General features: G+C 70.8%; 12 protein-coding genes. 7 read left to right on the top strand and 5 right to left on the bottom strand.

Annotated elements, in window-relative coordinates; translation table 11 throughout:
* Window positions 1-143 precede the first annotated feature (143 nt).
* Entirely contained in the window at window positions 144-1,046 is a 903-nt protein-coding gene (locus ACFC1X_RS37865) for a tRNA (adenine-N1)-methyltransferase (RefSeq protein WP_161326203.1), read from the bottom strand.
* A gap of 125 nt (window positions 1,047-1,171) precedes the next feature.
* Window positions 1,172-2,620 carry a site-2 protease family protein gene (locus tag ACFC1X_RS37860; RefSeq protein WP_376363348.1) on the bottom strand — a complete coding sequence of 483 codons (1,449 nt, stop codon included), beginning with the start codon at window positions 2,618-2,620 and terminating at the stop codon, window positions 1,172-1,174.
* Between the two features lie 173 nt (window positions 2,621-2,793).
* Between ACFC1X_RS37860 and ACFC1X_RS37855 the strand changes: the two genes are divergently transcribed.
* Both ACFC1X_RS37855 and ACFC1X_RS37850 read left to right on the top strand, forming a co-directional pair.
* Window positions 2,794-3,765 (top strand): RecB family exonuclease, encoded by a 972-nt coding sequence (locus tag ACFC1X_RS37855; RefSeq protein WP_376363345.1) that lies wholly within the window; start codon window positions 2,794-2,796, stop codon window positions 3,763-3,765.
* 15 nt (window positions 3,766-3,780) lie between these two features.
* The gene (locus ACFC1X_RS37850; RefSeq protein ID WP_064727043.1) at window positions 3,781-4,452 is read left to right on the top strand and encodes a response regulator transcription factor; all 672 of its coding nucleotides are present in this window, start codon (window positions 3,781-3,783) and stop codon (window positions 4,450-4,452) included.
* A gap of 65 nt (window positions 4,453-4,517) precedes the next feature.
* Here the strand turns inward: ACFC1X_RS37850 and ACFC1X_RS37845 are convergent, their stop codons facing one another.
* The 3 genes from ACFC1X_RS37845 to metH all read right to left on the bottom strand — a co-directional run bounded on the left by ACFC1X_RS37845 (window position 4,518) and on the right by metH (window position 10,840).
* Window positions 4,518-6,122 carry an ABC transporter substrate-binding protein gene (locus ACFC1X_RS37845; protein WP_376363341.1) on the bottom strand — a complete coding sequence of 535 codons (1,605 nt, stop codon included), beginning with the start codon at window positions 6,120-6,122 and terminating at the stop codon, window positions 4,518-4,520.
* 375 nt (window positions 6,123-6,497) lie between these two features.
* Window positions 6,498-7,199 (bottom strand): HAD family hydrolase, encoded by a 702-nt coding sequence (locus ACFC1X_RS37840; protein WP_376363338.1) that lies wholly within the window; start codon window positions 7,197-7,199, stop codon window positions 6,498-6,500.
* Window positions 7,200-7,327: 128 nt separating this feature from the next.
* Window positions 7,328-10,840, bottom strand: coding sequence for a methionine synthase (gene metH, locus ACFC1X_RS37835; RefSeq protein ID WP_376363335.1), 3,513 nt, complete (start codon window positions 10,838-10,840; stop codon window positions 7,328-7,330).
* Window positions 10,841-11,192: 352 nt separating this feature from the next.
* Here metH and ACFC1X_RS37830 point away from each other — a divergent pair, with 352 nt between their 5' ends.
* From ACFC1X_RS37830 to parJ, 5 genes are all read left to right on the top strand, one after another.
* On the top strand, window positions 11,193-11,957 hold the full coding sequence (locus ACFC1X_RS37830) for an IclR family transcriptional regulator (RefSeq protein ID WP_122617325.1): 765 nt from the start codon (window positions 11,193-11,195) through the stop codon (window positions 11,955-11,957).
* 304 nt (window positions 11,958-12,261) lie between these two features.
* On the top strand, window positions 12,262-13,056 hold the full coding sequence (locus ACFC1X_RS37825) for an MIP/aquaporin family protein (RefSeq protein WP_122617326.1): 795 nt from the start codon (window positions 12,262-12,264) through the stop codon (window positions 13,054-13,056).
* Between the two features lie 83 nt (window positions 13,057-13,139).
* Window positions 13,140-14,678: a glycerol kinase GlpK gene (glpK, locus tag ACFC1X_RS37820; protein ID WP_307010757.1), complete on the top strand. Its 1,539-nt coding sequence runs from the start codon at window positions 13,140-13,142 to the stop codon at window positions 14,676-14,678.
* 8 nt (window positions 14,679-14,686) lie between these two features.
* A complete protein-coding gene (locus tag ACFC1X_RS37815; RefSeq protein ID WP_376363330.1) occupies window positions 14,687-16,303 on the top strand; it encodes an FAD-dependent oxidoreductase in 1,617 nt (538 codons plus the stop codon).
* 152 nt (window positions 16,304-16,455) lie between these two features.
* A complete protein-coding gene (parJ, locus tag ACFC1X_RS37810; RefSeq protein WP_376363327.1) occupies window positions 16,456-17,448 on the top strand; it encodes a filament polymerization regulator ParJ in 993 nt (330 codons plus the stop codon).
* Window positions 17,449-17,476 lie beyond the last annotated feature (28 nt).

Raw genomic sequence — 17,476 nt, 5'->3', positions numbered from 1 at the left:
GTGGGGGCCCGGGTTCCTATCCCCGGGGGGGGGGTCTTGGTGGGGGGGGACCCCACCCCGCGCTCGGGGGGGGGGGGCGGGGGGGGGGGGCCCCCCCCCCCCCCCCCACGGCGTACTTGCGTTGATCAGGACACGGGGACGCCCTAGCGGCCTGCGCCTCCGTCGGCGTTGGGGCCGGAGTAGTCCTCGCCGTAGGCGCCCTTGGCGGGGCGGCGGCGGCGCATGGGGGGCTCGACGCCGTCTGCGAGGCGGCGGGCGGTGAGCAGGAAGCCGGTGTGGCCGATCATCCGGTGGTCCGGGCGGACGGCGAGGCCTTCGACGTGCCAGTTGCGGATCATCGTCTCCCAGGAGGTCGGCTCGTTGAAGGAGCCGATCTCGCGGATGGACTCGACGGTCCGGGCGAGCTGGGTGGTGGTCGCGACGTAGCAGCACAGGATGCCGCCGGGCACGAGGGCCTTGGAGACGGCCTCCAGGCACTCCCAGGGGGCGAGCATGTCGAGGATGACGCGGTCGACGTCGGTGTCGGACAGGTTGTCCTGGAGGTCGCCGACGGTGAGCTGCCAGGCGGGGTGCGGTTCCCCGAAGTAGCGCTCCACGTTCTGGCGGGCGATGTCGGCGAAGTCCTCGCGGCGCTCGTAGGAGTGCAGCATGCCCTGGTCGCCGATGGCGCGCAGCAGGAAGCTGCTCAGCGAGCCGGAGCCCACTCCGGCCTCCACGACGCGTGCGCCGGGGAAGATGTCGGCGAAGGCGAGGATCTGCCCCGCGTCCTTCGGGTAGACGACGGCTGCCCCGCGGGGCATGGACAGGACGTAGTCGGGGAGCAGGGGGCGCAGCGCGAGGTAGGCGACGTTCCCGGTGGTGCGGACAACGCTGCCCTCGGGAGCACCGATCAGTTCGTCGTGGGGGAAGGAACCCTTGTGGGTGTGGAAGTTCTTCCCGGCCTCGAGCGTGAACGTGTAGTGGCGGCCCTTGGGGTCGGTCAGCTGAACCTGGTCCCCGACCTTGAAGGGCCCGCGCCTGCGGGCGGCACCGGTCGGTTCGGACATGTGACCAGCCTACCGGTTCCCTGCCGGGGGCTGGACCAGCGTAGGGGGTGGTGGCTGCGTGCGTGCGAACGGCGCGGGCCGTTGGGGGTTGCTCGCGCAGTTCCCCGCGCCGCTTCGGGGCGCGTTCAGCTGGGCCTTGCCATTGCCTTGACGAAGGCCCGCTCGACGTCGGCGGCGGAGAGGACGCCGTAGATCTCGCCGGTCTCCTCGATCACCAGGTATTCGCTGGCGGGGTTGGCGCGCAGGGCGTCCAGGAGTTCTTCGCCCGAGAGTTCGGCGGAGACGCGCATGCCGTCGGTGAGGTCCTGGGCGAGGGTGCTGACCGCCACCCAGGGGCGGCGGTGTTCGGGTACGCCGACGATGGCGGCCTCGCGGACCAGGGAGACGGGTCCGCCTTCGGTGTCGACGACGACGAGGGCGCGGGCTCCGGAGGCGTTGGCGCGGCGCAGGGCCTCGGAGAGGGGGGTGTCGGCGGGTACGGGGACGGCGCGTCGGGTGAGGGCGCGGGCGCGTAGTTCGGGGAGGTGTTCGCGCAGGCGGGCCATGCGGAGGCTGTTTCCGGCGCCGGTCCAGATGATGGCGGCGAGGATCGCGGCGAGCAGGGCGTCCATGACGGTGTCCATGCCGACGTTGTCCACGGCGTCGGAGCCGAGGGCGCCGGACTGGGTGAGCAGGGGCAGCCCGATCAGGACGGAGACGGCGAGGGCCCGGCCGACCCAGGCGGCGGCGACGGTGCCGTGCATGGGCTTGCCGGTGATCTTCCAGACGACGGCGCGGAGCATGCGTCCGCCGTCGAGGGGGAGGCCGGGCAGGAGGTTGAAGGCGGCCACGATCAGGTTGGAGATCATGAGGCCGGCCAGCAGTACGCCGGGGACGGTGCCGGGTTCCACGGGCAGCAGGGCGAGGTAGAAGACGCCGGAGAGGACCAGGGAGAGGAGTGGGCCGACGAAGGCCAGCACGAATTCGCGGCCGGGGGTTTCGGCCTCTTTCTCGATCTCGGAGACGCCGCCGAAGAACTGGAGCTGGATGCGGCGCACGGGGAGCTTGAAGCGGAGTGCGGCGACGGTGTGCGCCAGTTCGTGGACGAGGACGGAGGCGTAGAAGGCGACGGCGAAGAAGAGGGAGACCAGGTAGCGGGCGGCGCCCAGCTCGGGCAGTACGCGGTCGAGCTGGCCGCCGAAGACCCAGGTGATCAGGGCGGCGACGAGGAACCAGCTGGGTGCGACGTAGACGGGTACGCCGAAGGGCCTGCCCATCAGGAGCCCTCCGCCGGGCTCGGGCCGGCGCTGCGGCGGTCGTCCGGGTCCGCCCTTGCCGCCGCCGTGGGGTTCGCCGCCGGCGTGGTGGGCGGGGGGACGGGGCGGGGACTGCGGGGGTGGGGTCTGGTCCGGGTGGTGATCCGGGTTCTGGTTGTCGTCGGGGCTCTGGATCTCCGGGCCCGGTGTTCCGGGTGTCGTGGTGGCCGCGGGGTCCGGCTGTGCGCCGTCGGCGGCCGGGGCCGTGGGACCTGACTGGGGCCGGGCCGGCTCGTCGTTGCCGGACCGCGGGTGCCCGCTCCCGCCGCTCACGTCCACGGTGTCCCCTCGTTCGAAGCGTCTCCCGCCTGCCGGACGGGAGGGTCTCCTGTCGATGGTATGCGTCCGCCCCCGTCCGTTCCGCCCCGGCACCCCTGTGCTTCCCTTCCGTCACACGGGTCACGGGCCGCGGGCTGGGTCACTGTCAGTGTCGGGCCGTAAGGTCTGTGGGCATGGAGACGAGCATCGAGGGTGTCGCGGAGGACGCGGGCGGACCCGCCCGACCGGCGACGACGGTGGCGGACGGCGCGGACGCGGCGGTGGGCGCGGAGGCCGCCGCCCCTGCCCCCGTGGCGATACGGCCCGCCTCGCTCTCGCCCTCCCGGGCCGGCGATTTCATGCAGTGCCCGTTGTTGTACCGGTTCCGGGTCATCGACCGGCTGCCGGAGAAGCCGAGCGAGGCGGCGACGAGGGGCACGCTGGTGCACGCCGTGCTGGAGCGGCTCTTCGACGCCCCGGCGGCCGAGCGCACCGCGCCGCGGGCGAAGGCGCTGGTTCCCGGTCAGTGGGACCGGCTGCGGGAGAGCAGGCCGGAGGTCGGCGAGCTGTTCGCGGACGATCCGGAGGGCGAGCGGCTGGCGGGGTGGCTCGGGGAGGCGGAGCGGCTCGTCGAGCGGTGGTTCACGCTGGAGGACCCGAGCCGGCTGGAGCCCGCCGAGCGGGAGCTGTTCGTGGAGGCGGAGCTGGACTCGGGGCTGCGGCTGCGCGGCATCATCGACCGGGTCGACGTGGCTCCCACGGGCGAGGTGCGGATCGTCGACTACAAGACGGGCAAGGCCCCCAGGCCGCAGTACGCCGAGGGCGCGCTGTTCCAGATGAAGTTCTACGCGCTGGTGGTGTGGCGGCTGAAGAAGGTCGTCCCGCGGCGCCTTCAGCTCGTCTATCTCGGCAGCGGCGACGTGCTCACCTACGATCCGGTCCTCGCCGACCTGGAGCGGGTGGAGCGCAAGCTGCTGGCGCTGTGGGAGGCGATCCGGCTGGCGACCGAGACGGGTGAGTGGCGTCCGCGTCCCACCAAGCTGTGCGGCTGGTGCGACCACCAGGCGCACTGCCCGGAATTTGGCGGTACTCCCCCGCCCTACCCGCTGCCGGTGAGGGCGGCCGAGTCCGGTGGTGCCGAGCAGGGCAGAATGGGGCCGGGCTAGCCGAAGGAGACTTACGTGGCCATCCGCGTCCTACTGGTCGACGACCAGCCGCTGCTGCGCACGGGCTTCCGGATGATTCTGGAGGCGGAGCAGGACATCGCGGTCGTCGGCGAGGCCGGCGACGGCCTCCAGGCACTCGACCAGGTGCGGGCGCTGCAGCCCGATGTGGTGCTGATGGACATCCGCATGCCGCGGATGGACGGTGTGGAGGCGACCCGGCAGATCACCGGGCCCGAGCGGGACGGTCCCGCGAAGGTGCTGGTGCTGACCACCTTCGACCTCGACGAGTACGTGGTGGAGGCGTTGAAGGCGGGGGCCAGCGGGTTCCTGCTGAAGGACGCTCCGGCCAACGAGCTGGTGCAGGCGATCCGGGTGGTGGCGGGCGGCGAGGCGATGCTGGCGCCGAGTATCACCCGGCGGCTGCTCGACAAGTACGCCACGCATCTGCCGTCGGGCGACGAGCCGGTGCCGGACACGCTGCACACGTTGACGGACCGCGAGGTCGAGGTGCTGAAGCTGGTGGCCCGGGGTCTGTCCAACGCGGAGATCGCCGCCGACCTGTTCGTCAGCGAGACGACCGTGAAGACGCATGTGGGTCATGTGCTGACCAAGCTGGGCCTGCGGGACCGGGTGCAGGCGGCGGTGTACGCGTACGAGAGCGGTCTGGTCCGCCCCGGCGCGCAGTAGAGCATGACGAAGGGCGCCCTTCTCCGGTCGGAGGAGGGCGCCCTTCGTGTGGTCCGGCGGGGGTGTCAGTCGCTCACGCCCCGGCCCAGCTCCCACAGCTGGAGCGACGAGGAGGAGTTGAGCAGGTAGGCGGTGCCGGTGACGTCGTCGCCTGCGGCCACGTACTGCTTGCCCTGCCACAGCGGGATGACCGGGACGTCCTCGGCGGTGATGTCCTGGATCTCCGTGAGGGTGTCCACCGCGGAGAGGCGGTCGGCCTCACGCCGGGACTCGGGGATCAGATCGTTGATGATCTTCGGGTTCAGGTAGGGCGAGTTGAGCGTGTTGTCCCGGTCGAGGAACGGCGCGATGAAGCTGTCCGCGTCGGGGAAGTCGGGGAACCAGCCCATGCCGAAGACGTCGTACTTGAGGTCGCGCTCGGCGGGGCGGAAGACGTCCCAGGGCTTGCCCTCGATGTCGACGTCGAAGAGGCCGCTCTCGTTGAGCTGGCGCTGCAGCTCCTCGAACTCCGGCTTGGTCGCGGCACCGTAGTGGTCGGTGGTGTAGTGCAGGGTCAGCTTGACCGGCGTGTCGATGCCGGACGACTTCAGCGTCTGCTTCGCCTCGCTGGTGCTCGGGTCGCCGTACTTGTTGAAGAACGAGTTGGAGTGGCCGGTGATGCTGGCCGGGACCATCGAGTACAGCGGCTCGGCCTGCGAACCGTAGACCTTGGCGACGAGTTCGTCGCGGTTGATGAGCTGGGCCATGGCCTGCCGGATGGCCTTGTCCTTCACGCTGGGCGCGTCGACGTTGAAGCCCAGGTAGCGGATCTCGAGACCGGCGACCTCGATGAGCTTGACGTCGCTGTCGGAGCTGTTGGAGAGCTTGCGGATCTGCTCCGGCGTCATCGCGCGCGTCATGACGTCGATGTCGCCCTTCTCCAGGGCGCTTCCCATGGCGTCGGCGTCGTCGAAGGACACCAGTTCCACCTCGTCGTTGTTCACCTTCAGACTCCCCTTGTAGTTGGGGTTCTTGGTGAACACGACCTTGTTGAGGACGCCGTCCTTGGACTCGCTCTTCATCTCGTACGGGCCGGACCCGCTGAGTTCGAAGCCCTCGCGCAGCTTGTCCTTCGGGTAGGACTCCTCGTTCACGATGCCGGCCACGGGCGTCGACAGCTTGTACGGGAAGGTCGCGTCGGCGGAGTTGAGGTGGAAGATGACCTCGCGGTCGCCCTGGGTCTCCACGGTGTCCACGGTCGACAGCAGCGCGGAGACGCCGCTGTCCGCCTTCAGGGACATGGCGCGGTCGATGGAGTACTTGACGTCCTCGGCGGTGATGGCGTCGCCGTTGGAGAACTTCAGGCCGTCGCGCAGGGTGCAGGCGTAACGCTCGTTGCCGGTGTCGGTGAAGCCGCACTTCTCGGCCGCCTCGGGGACGGGCTCACCGTCACCGCGCGGCTGGGTCATCAGCGTCTGCGAGGTGTGGCGCATGATGTTCCAGGCTCCGACGTCGTAGGCCCAGGCCGGGTCGAGGGGCGCCGTGACGTCCTTCGTGATGGTGAACCGGTCCGTGGTGCCGACGACTATCGCGTCCCCGCCGCCGCTGCCGCCGTCGGACCCGCCGCAGGCGGCGAGTACCGGCGCGAGCAGGCCGACGACGACCGGCAGCACCAAAGTCTTACGGTTCATGCTCGAGTTTCTCCAGAGCTGTCGGTCCGTGTATCCGGAATGCAGGGGTGTCGCGGCGGATCACGGGGGTAGTGGCGGACGTTCTCGCGACGAGATTAGTCCGCGCCCGCACGGGGGTTCGCAGCCACCGGAGTTGGGGGCTCATCACGGAGCGAAACCGGGTGTGGACACACCGAAAACCCGACAGTGGAAGGATTAGTGCAGGCTTTCACCAATCAGGACACAAGGACACCTCGACAACGTTCGCCCGGTCGAAAGCAGCACACCTACGCACGCCTGTCGACCCCTGACAACGTGGGGAACGTCACACTCCGAGGTCGGTGACCGGTGCTGCAATTCGGCCATCGGGGAAGGCGGGAATATCCCCGTGAACGCCTAGAGCATTACGGTCATCAGACCGCGCAGAAATGTCAGGTCGACCTCTTCCAGCGAGCCGACCACGGTGCGCCGCGCGCCCGGTGTGATGGGGGCGACCGAGGGCACGGCGACGACCTGGCAGCCGGCGGCCTCGGCGGCGGCGACCCCGGTCGCGGTGTCCTCGACGACGGCGCACCGCGCGGGGTCCACGCCGAGCCCGGCCGCGGCGGCCAGGTAGGGGTCGGGGTGGGGCTTGGTGCGCGGCACCTCGTCACCGGCGACGGTGAGGGCGAAGTGGCTCGGGCCGAGCGAGGTCAGCACCCGGTCGATGATGCGCCGGTGCGAGGCGGAGACCAGGGCGGTGGGGATCTCGTGCGCGGACAGTTCCGCGAGCAGCCTGGCGGCGCCCGGCATGAGCCGCAGGTCGCTGCCGATGCGCTGCTCGAAGCCGTCGTTGAGCAGGACGCTCAGTTCGGCGAGCGTGATGTCGGCGCCGGTGGCCTCGATCAGGAAGCCCGCGCTGCGGGTCATGGGGCCGCCGACGACCACGTGGCGCCAGGAGTCGTCGAGGGTGTGGCCGAGGGAGGCGAAGACCTCGACCTCGACGTCCCACCAGAAGCCCTCGGTGTCCACCAGGGTGCCGTCCATGTCGAGGAGCACGGCCTGCAGGGCTGAGCCTTCGGCCGTACGGGTTCCGAGTGCGGGGACCGTGCTGGTCATCCACGTACCTCCTTGAGGGACGATCAGGCCGGTTCCCACGTGGGAACCGGCCTGCGGTGGACCGACCAGTGTACGTCGTGCGGGACCGGAACGCCTGGTGTGGCCTGTGGAGCGGCTCACACAGGGGTTCAGCGGGCGTTGAAGTACTTCGCCTCGGGGTGGTGGATGACGATGGCGTCGGTGGACTGCTCGGGGTGGAGCTGGAACTCCTCCGACAGGTGGACGCCGATGCGCTCCGGCTGGAGCATGTCGGCGATCTTGGCGCGGTCCTCCAGGTCCGGGCAGGCGCCGTAGCCGAGGGAGAAGCGGGCGCCCCGGTACTTCAGGGCGAACATGTCCTCCATCTCGGCGGGGTCCTCCCCGGCGAAGCCCAGCTCGGAGCGCACGCGCGCGTGCCAGTACTCGGCGAGGGCCTCGGCGAGCTGCACGGACAGGCCGTGCAGTTCGAGGTAGTCGCGGTAGGCGTTGGCCTCGAACATGCGGGCCGTCTCCTCGCCGATGCGGGAGCCGACGGTGACGACCTGGAAGCCGACCACGTCGGTCTCGCCGGACTCCTCCGGGCGGAAGAAGTCGGCCAGGCACAGCCGCCGGCCGCGGCGCTGGCGCGGGAAGCTGAACCGGGTGCGCTCGTTGCCGTCGTCGTCGAGGACGATGAGGTCGTCGTCCTTGGAGACGCAGGGGAAGTAGCCGTAGACAACGGCCGCCTCCAGCAGGTTGTCCGTCTGGAGCCGGTCGAGGAGGCCGCGCAGCCGCGGCCGGCCCTCGGTCTCGACCAGTTCGTCGTACGAGGGTCCCTCGCCGGTGCGAGCCTGCTTGAGGCCCCACTGGCCCTTGAACAGGGCGCCCTCGTCGAGCCAGGAGGCGTACTCCTTGAGCTGGATGCCCTTGACGACGCGGGTGCCGCGGAACGGCGGCTCGGGCACCCGGTTGTCGATGGCGACGTCGGAGCGGACGTGGCCCTCCTCGGGCCGCTCCTCGACCTGGACGGTGGCCGCCCGCACCCTGCGCTGCTTGAGGTCCGGCAGCTTGGCGCCCGGCACTCCCCGCTTGATCCCGATCAGCGCGTCCATCAGGCGCAGGCCCTCGAAGGCGTCGCGGGCGTAGCGGACCTCGCCGTCGTAGATCTCGTGCAGGTCCTGCTCGACGTAGGCGCGGGTGAGGGCCGCGCCGCCGAGGATCACCGGGTAGTCGGCGGCCAGCTTGCGCTGGTTCAGCTCCTCCAGGTTCTCCTTCATGATCACCGTGGACTTGACCAGGAGTCCGGACATGCCGATGACGTCGGCCTTGTGCTCGTCGGCGGCCTCCAGGATCGCGGAGACCGGCTGCTTGATGCCGAGGTTGACGACGTTGTAGCCGTTGTTGGACAGGATGATGTCGACGAGGTTCTTGCCGATGTCGTGGACGTCACCGCGGACCGTGGCGAGCACGATGGTGCCCTTGCCGTCGTCGTCCGTCTTCTCCATGTGCGGTTCCAGGTGCGCCACCGCGGTCTTCATGACCTCGGCGGACTGGAGCACGAACGGCAGCTGCATCTGGCCGGAGCCGAACAGTTCGCCGACGACCTTCATGCCGTCCAGCAGGGTCTCGTTCACGATCTCCAGCGCCGGGCGCTCCTGGAGGGCCTCGTCCAGGTCCTGCTCCAGGCCGTTGCGCTCACCGTCGATGATGCGCCGCTTGAGCCGCTCGTCCAGTGGCAGCGCCGCCAGTTCCTCGGCCTTGGACGCCTTGAGGGACTTGGCGGTGGCGCCCTCGAAGAGCTGCATCAGCTTCTGCAGCGGGTCGTAGCCCTCGCTGCGCCGGTCGTAGATCAGGTCGAGGGCGGTGGTGACCTGCTCCTCGTCGAACCGGGCGATCGGCAGGATCTTGGACGCGTGGACGATCGCCGAGTCCAGGCCCGCCTTGACGCACTCGTCCAGGAACACGGAGTTGAGCAGGATGCGGGCGGCCGGGTTGAGGCCGAAGGAGATGTTGGACAGGCCGAGCGTGGTCTGGACGTCCGGGTGCCGCCTCTTCAGCTCCCGGATGCCCTCGATGGTGGCGATGCCGTCCTTGCGGGACTCTTCCTGGCCGGTGCAGATGGTGAACGTCAGGCAGTCGACGAGGATGTCCGACTCGTGGATGCCCCAGTTGCCGGTGAGGTCGTTGATGAGCCGCTGCGCGATCGCGACCTTCTTCTCGGCGGTGCGGGCCTGGCCCTCCTCGTCGATGGTCAGCGCGATCAGTGCGGCGCCGTGCTCCCGCGCCAGCGTCGTGACGCGGGCGAAGCGGGACTCCGGGCCGTCGCCGTCCTCGTAGTTCACCGAGTTGATCACCGCGCGGCCGCCGAGCTTCTCCAGTCCGGCCTGGACGACCTCGACCTCGGTGGAGTCCAGCACGATCGGCAGGGTCGACGCGGTCGCGAAGCGCCCCGCCAGCTCCTCCATGTCGGCCACTCCGTCGCGGCCGACGTAGTCGACGCACAGGTCGAGCATGTGCGCGCCCTCGCGGATCTGGTCCCGGGCCATCTCCACGCAGTCGTCCCAGCGGCCCTCCAGCATGGCCTCACGGAACTTCTTCGAGCCGTTGGCGTTGGTCCGCTCGCCGATCGCCAGGTACGAGGTGTCCTGCCGGAAGGGGACCGTCTGGTAGAGGGAGGCGGCGCCCGGTTCGGGCCGGGGCTGCCGCTCGCCGGGTGCCGTGTCCCGGACCCGCTCGACGACCTGGCGCAGGTGCTCGGGCGTGGTGCCGCAGCAGCCGCCGATCAGGGACAGGCCGTACTCGCGGACGAACGTCTCCTGCGCGTCCGCCAGTTCCGGCGCCGTCAGCGGGTAGTGCGCCCCGTCCCTGCCCAGGACCGGCAGACCGGCGTTGGGCATGCACGACAGCGGGACGCGGGAGTGCCGGGCGAGGTAGCGCAGGTGCTCGCTCATCTCGGCCGGGCCGGTGGCGCAGTTCAGGCCGATCATGTCGATGCCCAGGGGCTCCAGCGCCGTGAGCGCCGCGCCGATCTCCGAGCCGAGCAGCATGGTGCCGGTGGTCTCCACGGTCACCGACACGATCACCGGGAGGTCGAGGCCGAGGGCGTCCAGGGCGCGCCGGGCGCCGAGCACGGAGGCCTTGGTCTGGAGGAGGTCCTGCGTGGTCTCCACCAGCAGCGCGTCGGCGCCGCCCGCGACCAGGCCCTCGGCGTTGCGCTGGTAGGCGTCGCGCAGCACGGTGTAGGGGGCGTGTCCGAGGGTGGGGAGCTTGGTGCCGGGGCCCATCGAGCCCAGGACCCAGCGCTGCCGGCCGTCGCGGGCCTGGAACTCGTCGGCCACCTCGCGGGCCACCCGGGCGCCGGACTCGGACAGCTCGTGGACGCGCTCGGGGATGTCGTACTCGCCCAGCGCGGAGTGGTTGGCGCCGAAGGTGTTCGTCTCCACGCAGTCGACGCCGGCGGCGAAGTACTCCTCGTGCACCGAGCGCACGATGTCCGGCCGGGTGAGGTTCAGGACCTCGTTGCACCCCTCCAGCTGCTGGAAGTCGTCCAGTGAGGGGTTCTGCGCCTGGAGCATGGTGCCCATCGCGCCGTCGGCGACCACGACACGGGTGGCGAGGGCCTCGCGGAGGGCGGACACACGGGTCCGGGTGTCGGCGGGCGGGGTGGATGGCGACGAGGCCATGAAAGGGCTCCCTAGGATGCGACGGCTGTCGGCTTTGCGCTGCCCGGGTGGAGTCCGCTGGGGACGTCCCGGGGGAGAACGCACGACGCCAGGGTAGCCGGGACCGGGGACGGATGGTCGGGGCGTCCACGAGGCGGACGAGTGTGGCGGGGCGGAACGGCCGCCGAAAGGATGACGCGCGGTCCGCGGCGGCCTGCGGAGGACGGCCGTGGCCACCGGGACATGGCCGAAGTGCAACAGTTGCCCGCCGACGGTTAGCGGGAGGTCGGCATCGACCGGTAGTGTTCGGCATTGCCGAACGACGTCAGTGGCGCCGAGGTCGGCACTCGAAGGGGACGGAGGCAGTACGTCGATGGCACGGAACATCCAGTCGCTCGAACGGGCGGCCGCGATGCTGCGCCTGCTCGCGGGCGGTGAGCGGCGGCTCGGCCTGTCGGACATCGCCTCCTCGCTGGGTCTGGCCAAGGGCACCGCACACGGCATCCTGCGCACCCTCCAGCAGGAGGGCTTCGTCGAGCAGGACGACGCCTCCGGGCGCTACCAGCTGGGCGCGGAGCTGCTGCGCCTGGGCACGACGTACCTCGACGTGCACGAGCTGCGGGCCCGCGCCCTGGTGTGGACGGACGACCTGGCCCGCTCCAGCGGGGAGAGCGTCCACCTGGGCGTCCTGCACCAGCAGGGCGTCCTGATCGTGCACCACGTCTTCCGGCCCGACGACAGCCGGCAGGTCCTGGAGATCGGGGCCATGCAGCCGCTGCACTCCACGGCGCTGGGCAAGGTGCTGTCGGCGTACGACCCGGTCGCGCACAGCGAGGCGCTGGAGGCGGACCGCAAGGCGTACACGGACCGGACGGTCTGCGAGCCGGAGGGGTTCGAGCACATCCTGGACATCACCCGCGCGCGCGGGTACGCGGCCGACGTCGAGGAGACCTGGGAGGGCATCGCCTCCATCGCCGCCCCCATCCACGACCGCAGGCGCATGCCGGTCGGCGCGGTCGGCATCACCGGCGCGGTGGAGCGGCTGCGCCGGGAGGGCGAGCTGCGGCCCGAGCTGGTCGCGGCGGTCCGGGACTGCGCCCGCGCGGTGTCGCGGGACCTGGGCGCCGGGCGCTTCTAGCGGCCGGGGAGGAACGCGAGGGCCGGGCGCCGCGGAGCGTCCCGGCCCTCAGTCATGTCCGCCCGAGGACCGATAGCCCGAGACGATCAATAACGATCGTGCTTTCGATAACAGGGCTCTTGACGCACCCGGGACACCGAGCCAGACTCGCGTCCATCGGTCGGCATTGTCGAACACCTACCGGCAATACGCGTTAGAGTGTGACAACGCCAAGGGCCGCCATCGCTCTCATACCGAGGGCGCCGGAACACCCGGAGGGACCCGGGGTTCGGCTTCCCCTGGACGAAGGACAAAGGAGTCGCGGGTGTCCAGCTCCGACATCTTCATCGGCGAGACCATCGGTACCGCCATACTCATCCTGCTCGGCGGCGGCGTCTGTGCCGCCGTGACGCTCAAGGCCTCCAAGGCGCGCAACGCCGGCTGGGTCGCCATCGCCCTCGGGTGGGGCTTCGCCGTCATGACGGCGGCGTACATCTCGACGCCGCTCTCCGGCGCCCACCTCAACCCGGCCGTGACGGTCGGCATCGCGATCAAGGACGGTGACTGGAGCAACGTCCCGACCTACTTCGCGGGCCAGATGCTCGGCGCCATGATCGGTGCGGTCCTGGTCTGGGTCGCCTACTACGGCCAGTTCCAGGCCCACCTCACCGACCGCGAGATCGTCGGCGGTCCGGGCGCGCAGGACACGACGGCCAAGGCCGTCGAGGCGCAGGAGAAGGGCGCCGGACCCGTCCTGGGCGTCTTCTCCACCGGCCCGGAGATCCGGCACGTGGTCCAGAACCTCGCCACCGAGATCATCGGCACCTTCGTCCTGCTGCTCGCCATCCTCACCCAGGGCCTCAACGGCGAGGGCAACGGACTCGGCGTCCTGGGCGTCCTGATCACGGCGTTCGTGGTGGTCTCCATCGGCCTGTCGCTCGGCGGTCCGACGGGCTACGCCATCAACCCGGTCCGCGACCTCGGCCCGCGCATCGTGCACGCCCTGCTGCCCCTGCCCAACAAGGGCGGTTCCGACTGGTCCTACGCGTGGATCCCGGTCGTCGGTCCGCTGATCGGCGGCGCCATCGCCGGAGGTGTCTACAACCTCGCGTTCGCCTGAGCGGACCTACGCTCGGCCATCATCGGGCCGCAGCACACGCGCCGCACCGACCGGCCACCCACCACGGAACCCAGGAGCACACAGTGACCGACGCCCACACCGCCGGACCCTTCATCGCGGCCATCGACCAGGGCACCACGTCGTCCCGCTGCATCGTCTTCGACCGCGACGGACGCATCGTCTCCGTCGACCAGAAGGAGCACGAGCAGATCTTCCCGAAGCCGGGCTGGGTCGAGCACAACGCCACCGAGATCTGGACCAACGTCCAGGAGGTCGTCGCCGGTGCCGTCGAGAAGGCCGGCATCACCCGCGACGACATCAAGGCCATCGGCATCACCAACCAGCGCGAGACCACCCTCGTCTGGGACAAGAACACCGGTGAGCCCGTCCACAACGCCATCGTCTGGCAGGACACCCGCACCGACGCCCTGTGCCGCGAACTCGGCCGCAACGTCGGCCAGGACCGCTTCCGCCGCGAGACCGGCCTGCCCCTCGCCTCCTACTTCGCCGGTCCCAAGGCCCGCTGGCTGCTCGACAACGTCGACGGTGTGCGCGAGCGCGCCGAGGCGGGCGACCTGCTCTTCGGCACCATGGACACCTGGGTCATCTGGAACCTGACCGGCGGTGTGAACGGCGGCAAGCACGTCACCGACGTCACCAACGCCTCCCGCACCATGCTGATGAACCTGCACACCATGGCGTGGGACGAGAAGATCGCCGAGTCCATCGGTGTGCCGATGCAGATGCTCCCGGAGATCCGCTCCTCCGCCGAGGTCTACGGCGAGATCACCGGCGGCCGGCTCGGCGACCTGCTCGGCGGCATCCCGGTCGCCTCCGCGCTCGGCGATCAGCAGGCGGCCCTGTTCGGGCAGACCTGTTTCTCCGAGGGCGAGACCAAGTCGACGTACGGCACCGGCACCTTCATGGTGATGAACACCGGTGACAAGCTCATCAACTCCTACTCGGGCCTGCTGACCACCGTCGGCTACAAGATCGGCGACCAGGACACGGTCTACGCCCTGGAGGGCTCGATCGCCGTCACCGGTTCGCTGGTGCAGTGGATGCGCGACCAGATGGGCCTGATCTCCACCGCCGCCGAGATCGAGACCCTCGCCCTGACGGTCGAGGACAACGGCGGCGCCTACTTCGTCCCGGCCTTCTCCGGCCTGTTCGCCCCGTACTGGCGCTCCGACGCCCGCGGTGTGATCGCCGGCCTCACCCGGTACGTCACCAAGGCGCACCTCGCGCGCGCCGTCCTGGAGGCCACGGCCTGGCAGACGCGGGAGATCGCGGACGCCATGACGAAGGACTCCGGGGTGGAGCTGACCGCCCTCAAGGTCGACGGCGGCATGACCTCCAACAACCTGCTGATGCAGACCCTCGCCGACTTCGTGGACGCCCCCGTGGTGCGCCCGATGGTCGCCGAGACCACCTGCCTCGGCGCCGCCTACGCCGCCGGCCTGGCCGTCGGCTTCTGGAACAGCACCGACGACCTGCGCGCCAACTGGCGGCGGGCCGCCGAGTGGACCCCCCGCATGGACGCGGAGACCCGCGACCGTGAGTACAAGAGCTGGCTCAAGGCCGTCGAGCGGACCATGGGCTGGCTCGAGGACGAGGAGTAAGAACCGCAATGACCACTCAGTCCACCCTGCAGTCCGTGCCTGCCCTGGGTACGCACCCGGCCTCCGGCTCGAACCCGAGCCGGGCCGAGACCCGGGAGCAGCTCTCCAAGGCGTCGTACGACCTTCTCGTGATCGGCGGCGGCATCCTGGGCATCTCCACCGCCTGGCACGCCGCGCAGTCCGGCCTCAGGGTGGCCGTGGTCGACGCCGGCGACTTCGCCGGCGCCACCTCCTCAGCCTCCTCCAAGCTGCTCCACGGCGGACTGCGCTACCTGCAGACCGGCGCGGTGAAGCTGGTGGCGGAGAACCACTTCGAGCGCCGTGCGGTCTCCCGCCAGGTGGCCCCCCACCTGGCGAACCCGCTCACGTTCTACCTCCCCGTGTACAAGGGCGGGCCGCACGGCGCGGCGAAGCTCGGGGCCGGTGTCTTCGCGTACTCGGCGCTGTCCGCCTTCGGTGACGGCGTCGGCCACCTGCTCTCCCCGGCCAAGGCCGCGCAGGACGTGCCGGAGCTGCGCACCGACAACCTCAAGGCCGTGGCCGTGTACGGCGACGACCAGATGAACGACGCCCGCATGGCGCTGATGACCGTCCGCGCGGCGGTCGACTCCGGCGCGGTCGTCCTCAACCACGCCGAGGTCACCGGCCTGCGCTTCACCAAGGGCCGGGTGACCGGCGCGGAGCTGAAGGACCGGCTCAGCGGCGACGAGTTCGGGGTCGACGCCCGCCTGGTGCTCAACGCGACCGGTCCCTGGGTCGACCACCTGCGCCGCATGGAGGACCCGGCCGCGGCGCCGTCCATCCGCCTGTCCAAGGGCGCGCACCTGGTGCTCAAGCGCACCGCGCCCTGGAAGGCGGCGCTGGCCACCCCGATCGACAAGTACCGGATCACCTTCGCCCTCCCCTGGGAGGACATGCTGCTGCTCGGCACGACCGACGAGCAGTTCGAGGGCGACCCGGCGGACGTCGCGGTCAACGACAAGGACATAGCCCAGATCCTCGACGAGGCCGCGTTCTCCATCCGCGACCAGCAGCTCGACCGGGACCTCATCACGTACTCCTTCGCGGGCCTGCGGGTGCTTCCCGGCGGTCCGGGTGACACGGCCAAGGCCAAGCGCGAGACGGTCGTCACCGAGGGCCGGGGCGGCATGCTGTCCGTGGCCGGCGGCAAGTGGACCACCTTCCGCCACATCGGCCGCACGGTGATGAAGAAGCTGGAGGCGCTGCCGGGCCACCCGCTGGGCGAGGACTTCGAGCCCATCGCGTCGCTGCCGAAGAAGCTGCCGCTGCCCGGTGTCGCCAACCCGCGCGCGGTCGCCCACCGGCTGCTGGTCGACGGCCCGGCGCCCGGCCCGCGCATGGCGGCGGACACCGCGCGGCACCTGGCGACCCACTACGGCTCGCTGGCCTTCGACATCGCCCGGCTCGCCAACGAGAACCCGGAACTGGCCGAGCGTGTCCACCCGGACGCCCCGGAGATCTGGGCGCAGGTCGTGTGGGCCCGGGACAACGAGTGGGCCGAGACGGCGGACGACGTGCTGCGCCGCCGGACCACGCTGACCATCCGCGGCCTGGCCACCGACGACGTCCGCGCGAAGGTCCAGGGCCTGCTCGACGGGAAGTAGGCCGACGCTCTCCGGGCAGGCCAGGAGGGTGTCCGGCCCCCTCGCGCGGGGCAGTGATCCGTTCACTCCCCCGTGCAAGGGGGCTGCGGGCGGCCCCTCCGCACGCCGTAAGGTTGGGGGGTACGCGAGGGCACGTCGGAAGGAGGCGCTGGGTGATCGAGCTCGAGGGGGTTCCCGAGCTGGTCGACCCGGTCATGGTGGCCGCGTTCGAGGGCTGGAACGATGCCGGCGACGCCGCCTCCACCGCGGTCGCGCATCTCGACAGGGAATGGAAGGGCGAGGTCTTCGCGGCGCTGGACGCCGAGGACTACTACGACTTCCAGGTCAACCGTCCCACCGTCTTCATGGAGGACGGCGTCCGCAAGGTCACCTGGCCGACGACGAGACTCTCGGTGGTGCGGATCGGCGGCGACAAACCGCGCGACCTCGTCCTCGTCCGGGGCATCGAACCGTCCATGCGCTGGCGCTCGTTCTGCAACGAACTCCTCGGCTTCGCCCACGAACTGGGCGTCGAGCTGGTGGTCGTCCTGGGCGCCCTGCTGGGCGACACCCCGCACACCCGTCCGGTGCCGATCAGCGGGACCACGTCGGACGCCGACCTGGCCCAGCGCATGGACCTGAAGGAGACCAAGTACGAGGGGCCGACCGGCATCGTCGGCATCCTCCAGGAGGCGTGCGCGCACGCGGGCGTACCGGCCGTGTCGCTGTGGGCCGCGGTGCCGCACTACGTGTCGCAGCCGCCCAACCCGAAGGCCACGCTGGCCCTGCTGAACCGGCTGGAGGACCTCATCGGGGTGCGCGTCCCGCTGGGCGAGCTGGCCGAGGACGCCCGCGCCTGGCAGACGGGGGTGGACCAGCTGGCCGCCGAGGACAGCGAGGTCGCCGAGTACGTGCAGTCGCTGGAGGAGGCCCGGGACACCGCGGAGCTGCCGGAGGCGTCGGGCGAGGCGATCGCCCGGGAGTTCGAGCGGTACCTGCGTCGCCGGGACGGCTCCGGAACGGGCGGACCGGGCGGCCACGCCACGGCGGACGGCGGCGACGGGCCGCCCGGCACGCCGTTCCTGCGGGACAACCCGAGCGGCCGGACCCGCCCGCCGCGGCCGCCGAAGGCGACCGGGGACGACGAGGAGTCGTCGGAGGACTGAGCGGACGTACAGGCGTACGGACGTGAAC

It is taken from the genome of Streptomyces sp. NPDC056128 (assembly GCF_042263835.1).
GTDB lineage: Bacteria > Actinomycetota > Actinomycetes > Streptomycetales > Streptomycetaceae > Streptomyces.
Note: the sequence above shows the minus strand (reverse complement) of the source record. Positions and strands in the feature narration are given on the sequence as shown.

Excerpts from the sequence above, each read along its gene's own strand:
- ACFC1X_RS37865 (WP_161326203.1), bottom strand. The coding sequence starts at position 1,046 with ATGTCCGAACCGACCGGTGCCGCCCGCAGGCGCGGGCCCTTCAAGGTC.
- ACFC1X_RS37855 (WP_376363345.1), top strand. The coding sequence starts at position 2,794 with ATGGAGACGAGCATCGAGGGTGTCGCGGAGGACGCGGGCGGACCCGCC.
- ACFC1X_RS37845 (WP_376363341.1), bottom strand. The coding sequence starts at position 6,122 with ATGAACCGTAAGACTTTGGTGCTGCCGGTCGTCGTCGGCCTGCTCGCG.
- ACFC1X_RS37840 (WP_376363338.1), bottom strand. The coding sequence starts at position 7,199 with ATGACCAGCACGGTCCCCGCACTCGGAACCCGTACGGCCGAAGGCTCA.
- metH (WP_376363335.1), bottom strand. The coding sequence starts at position 10,840 with ATGGCCTCGTCGCCATCCACCCCGCCCGCCGACACCCGGACCCGTGTG.
- ACFC1X_RS37830 (WP_122617325.1), top strand. The coding sequence starts at position 11,193 with ATGGCACGGAACATCCAGTCGCTCGAACGGGCGGCCGCGATGCTGCGC.
- ACFC1X_RS37815 (WP_376363330.1), top strand. The coding sequence starts at position 14,687 with ATGACCACTCAGTCCACCCTGCAGTCCGTGCCTGCCCTGGGTACGCAC.